A 3327-nucleotide genomic window follows, 5' to 3' on the forward strand; every position below is an offset into this window, starting at 1 on the left:
GGGGTGGGGGCCCGGCCCCGGCCCCCCCCCCCCGCGGGGGGCCGGCGCCCCCCCCGCGACCGGCCACGACGCGCCCGCAGCCGTCGACGCACCGCACACCCCTCACCCCGGACCACGCCGATCCCCCACCCGGTCCCGCCGGGTCAGCGCCCGCTGCAAGCGACCCAGCCCCGCCCCCCGGTACCGCCGCAACGCCGCCCGCGCCGCGTTCGCGCCGGGCGCCCCGTGCACGCCCCCGCCGGGATGCGCGCCGGCCGAGGCCAGGTACAGCCCGGCCACCGGCGTCTCCGGCCGCCCGGTGCCGGGCACCGGACGGAAGAACAACTGCTGGTGGATGGCGGTCGTACCGCCGTTGATCGCCCCGCCGTACAGGTTGCGGTCCAGCGCCTGGAGGGTCGGCGGGGCCAGGATCCGCCGGGCGCGGATCAGGCCGCGGAAGCCGGGCGCGAACCGTTCCACCTGGCGTTCCACCCGGTCGGCCATGACCTCCTGCTCCTTGGCGTCCCAGCCGCCGGTGAGGCCCTCGCCGCCGGCGTCGCCCCGGATGTCGTGCGGGACGTGGGTGTACGCCCAGGCCGACTCGGTGCCGCGCGGTGAGCGGGACGGGTCGGCGGTGGTCATCTGGCCGAACAGCGAGAACGGCCGGTCGGGGACCTGCCGCTGGGAGATCTGGGCCATGAACCGGGTCAGCTCGTCCAGCCCGTCGGCCAGGTGCACGGTGCCGGCCCGCGCCGCCGCCTCGGACCGCCACGGCACCGGGCCGTCCAGCGCCCAGTCGACCTTGAAGGTGGCGAAGTCCCACTGGAAGCGCCGCAGGTCGTCCAGGAGCTGGGCGGGCAGGTCCGCCGGGTCGAGGAGGGCGCCGTACAGGTCGGGCACCGACACGTCGGCGAGCACGGCGCGCCGCGCGGCGACCGTCTCGCCGTCGGCGGTCACCACCCCGACGGCACGGCGGTCGCGGACCAGCACCCGCGCCACCCGCCGCCCGCAGTGCAGGGTGCCGCCGCGGGCCACCAGCCGGCGGGCGAGCGCCCCGGTCAGGGCGCCGGCCCCGCCGACCGGGACCGGAAAGCCGTAGGTCTGTCCGAGCATGGACATCAGCCAGCCGAAGCCGCCGCTGCCGGCCGCCTCCGGGGACAGGTCGGCGTGCAGGGCGTTGCCGGCCAGCAGCAGCCTGCCGCCCTCGCCGCGGAACTCCTCCTCGCCCAGCCGGCGCACCGGCAGCAGCAGGGTGCGCGCCAGCCGCAGGGCGCCCCCGGGGCGCAGCCGCACCGCGAGCCGGGCGGTGGCCCGTACCGGCGGGAAGGGGGTGAACAGGGCGTCGAGGATGTCGGGCCGGTACCGTTCCCAGACCGTGTGCAGCCGGTGCCAGGCGGCGCCGTCGCCGGGCGCGAAGGCGTCCAGGGAGGCCGCGGTGACGGCGACGTCGCGGTCGAGGACCGCGCAGCCGCCGTCGGCGAGCGGGTGGGCCAGCACGTGCGGCGCGTGGCTCCAGCGCAGCCCGTGCTGCTCCAGCCGCAGTCCGGTCAGTACCGGCGACGCGGCGGCCAGCGGGTAGAAGGAGCTGCACAGGTCGCTCACGAAGCCGGGGGCGACCCCGCTGTCGTGGCGGGCCGCGCCGCCCGGTTCGGGCTGCTCCTCCAGGACCGTCACGCTCCAGCCGGCGTCGGCCAGCAGGTTCGCCGCGACCAGCCCGTTGGGTCCGGCGCCGATCACGACGGCGTCAGGCACGGCCCGCTCCGGGCCGGGCCGCGGCGGACCGGTGCCGCCCGCCGGCCGCCGACCCGTCCTTCGCCGCTCCGTCCCGTGCCTCGCACAGCTCCGCGAGCCGGGCCAGCATGGCGCGGTGGCGCAGCTGGATCAGCAGTTCCACGCCGGCGTTGTGCAGGAGGCCGCCCGGCCCGCGCAGCGGGTGCTCGTCGACGATGACCAGGCAGTCCTCGCCCCAGGGCCGCAGCTCGACGGCGATCCGGGCAGTGCCGAGCCGGCCCGCCTTGGCCTCCAGTTCCAGGGCGGTGCCCGTCTCGCAGCGGCGGACCACCGTCTCGTTGGTCAGCCGTGCGGGGCCGAGGCTCACCTCGTAGTGGATGGTGGCGCCGACCTGCGGCCACTGGCCCCGTTCGGGGGTGACCTCGGAGGTTCCCACCACCCATTGCACGTAACTGTCGGGGTCGGCGAGTACCGCCCACACCGCCGGCGGGCTCGCCTGCACGAGTCGATGACGAACTGCCACGCGCTTCTCCCATCGTCCGGTACCGGTGACACCTGCGCGTCGCTCTGAGTGCCCGCTCCGCGCCCGGGCAACCCGGCTGCGCCGAAGGCGCTGCCCGGCGTCTCAGGTCCCGGGCCCGCCGTCCAGGCCGTCCCGCAGCCGGTGCAGGCCGCGCCGCGCGTGGCTCTTGACGGTGCCCAGCGGCCATCCGGTGCGGGCGGCGATCTGGGTCTGCGACAGGTCGTCGTAGTAGGCCATCCGCAGGACGGTCCGCTGGGCGGGCGGCAGCTTGGCCAGTTCCTGCCGGATGACCAGCCGGTCGAGGACCGTCTCGGGCCGGGCGGCCGGGTCGCCGGGCCCGACCGCGAGGGCCTCGCCGGCCGCCGCCAGCAGCGCGGTCCGGCGGTAGCGGGCGGCCAGTTCATCGGCGATCTTGCGGCGGGCGATGCCCACCAGCCAATTCTGGAGCGAGCCGCGCTCCGGACGGTAGCCGTGCCGGCCGCGCCAGGCGGCGGCGAACACCTGCTGGGTGACGTCCTCGGCGTCCCGGGCGTCGCCCAGGCCGCGCCGGGCCAGCCCCCGGACCAGCGGCGCCCAGGCGCGGTAGGCGGCGGCGAACTGCGCGCCGCCGGCCGGTTCGGCGGGGTCGGTACTCATGCCCGCTCCTCGTGACGGTGACTCCGTGCGCGTCCGGCACCGCGGGCGCCCGTTGCCGGTGCGGGCGCCCGCGGTGCCGTCATCGTCGGAATCGGCGCGCACGGCGGACAACTCGCATCGCTTCTGCGTCGGATGACGCCGGACGACCACCCGTGCGCGGGACCCGGCCGGCCGCCGCGTTACCCGACCGCGCGCACACGGGACACATGGACGGCACATGGACCCACCGTCACCAGGAGGTCTCCCCCGATGCCCCCGACGAACCCGCCGTACTCGCCGCGCCCGGTGGACCGCGCCGGCACCGTGGCCGCAGCTGCCGCAGCTGCCTCCGCGGACCGGCCGGACCTGGCGCGGGACCCCGGTCTGCGGCAGGCCGTCGAGGCGGTCGCCGGTCTGCCCGCGCGGTGGACGCCGGTCGCCGAGCACACCGCGCGCGGCCTGTGGCGGCTGCCCCGGGC

At 77.6% G+C, this 3327-nt stretch carries 4 protein-coding genes; 1 reads left to right on the plus strand and 3 read right to left on the minus strand.

Annotated features, from left to right (window positions below; translation table 11 throughout):
• Positions 1 to 102 precede the first annotated feature (102 nt).
• The 3 genes from AB0G32_RS40245 to AB0G32_RS40255 form a co-directional block, all read right to left on the minus strand.
• Positions 103 to 1731, minus strand: a complete 1629-nt coding sequence (locus AB0G32_RS40245; RefSeq protein WP_361176017.1) for an NAD(P)/FAD-dependent oxidoreductase — start codon at positions 1729 to 1731, stop codon at positions 103 to 105.
• The gene (locus tag AB0G32_RS40250; RefSeq protein ID WP_361176019.1) at positions 1724 to 2233 is read right to left on the minus strand and encodes an SRPBCC family protein; all 510 of its coding nucleotides are present in this window, start codon (positions 2231 to 2233) and stop codon (positions 1724 to 1726) included. The genes AB0G32_RS40245 and AB0G32_RS40250 overlap by 8 nt, the downstream gene beginning before the upstream one ends.
• 102 nt (positions 2234 to 2335) lie before the next feature.
• Positions 2336 to 2869, minus strand: a complete 534-nt coding sequence (locus tag AB0G32_RS40255; protein ID WP_361176022.1) for a sigma-70 family RNA polymerase sigma factor — start codon at positions 2867 to 2869, stop codon at positions 2336 to 2338.
• A gap of 249 nt (positions 2870 to 3118) precedes the next feature.
• Between AB0G32_RS40255 and AB0G32_RS40260 the strand changes: the two genes are divergently transcribed.
• A partial coding sequence (locus AB0G32_RS40260; RefSeq protein ID WP_361176025.1) for a hypothetical protein occupies positions 3119 to 3327 on the plus strand: 209 nt, incomplete at its 3' end.

Origin of the sequence: Streptomyces sp. NPDC023723, from assembly GCF_040639815.1 — a bacterium.
Classification (GTDB): domain Bacteria; phylum Actinomycetota; class Actinomycetes; order Streptomycetales; family Streptomycetaceae; genus Streptomyces.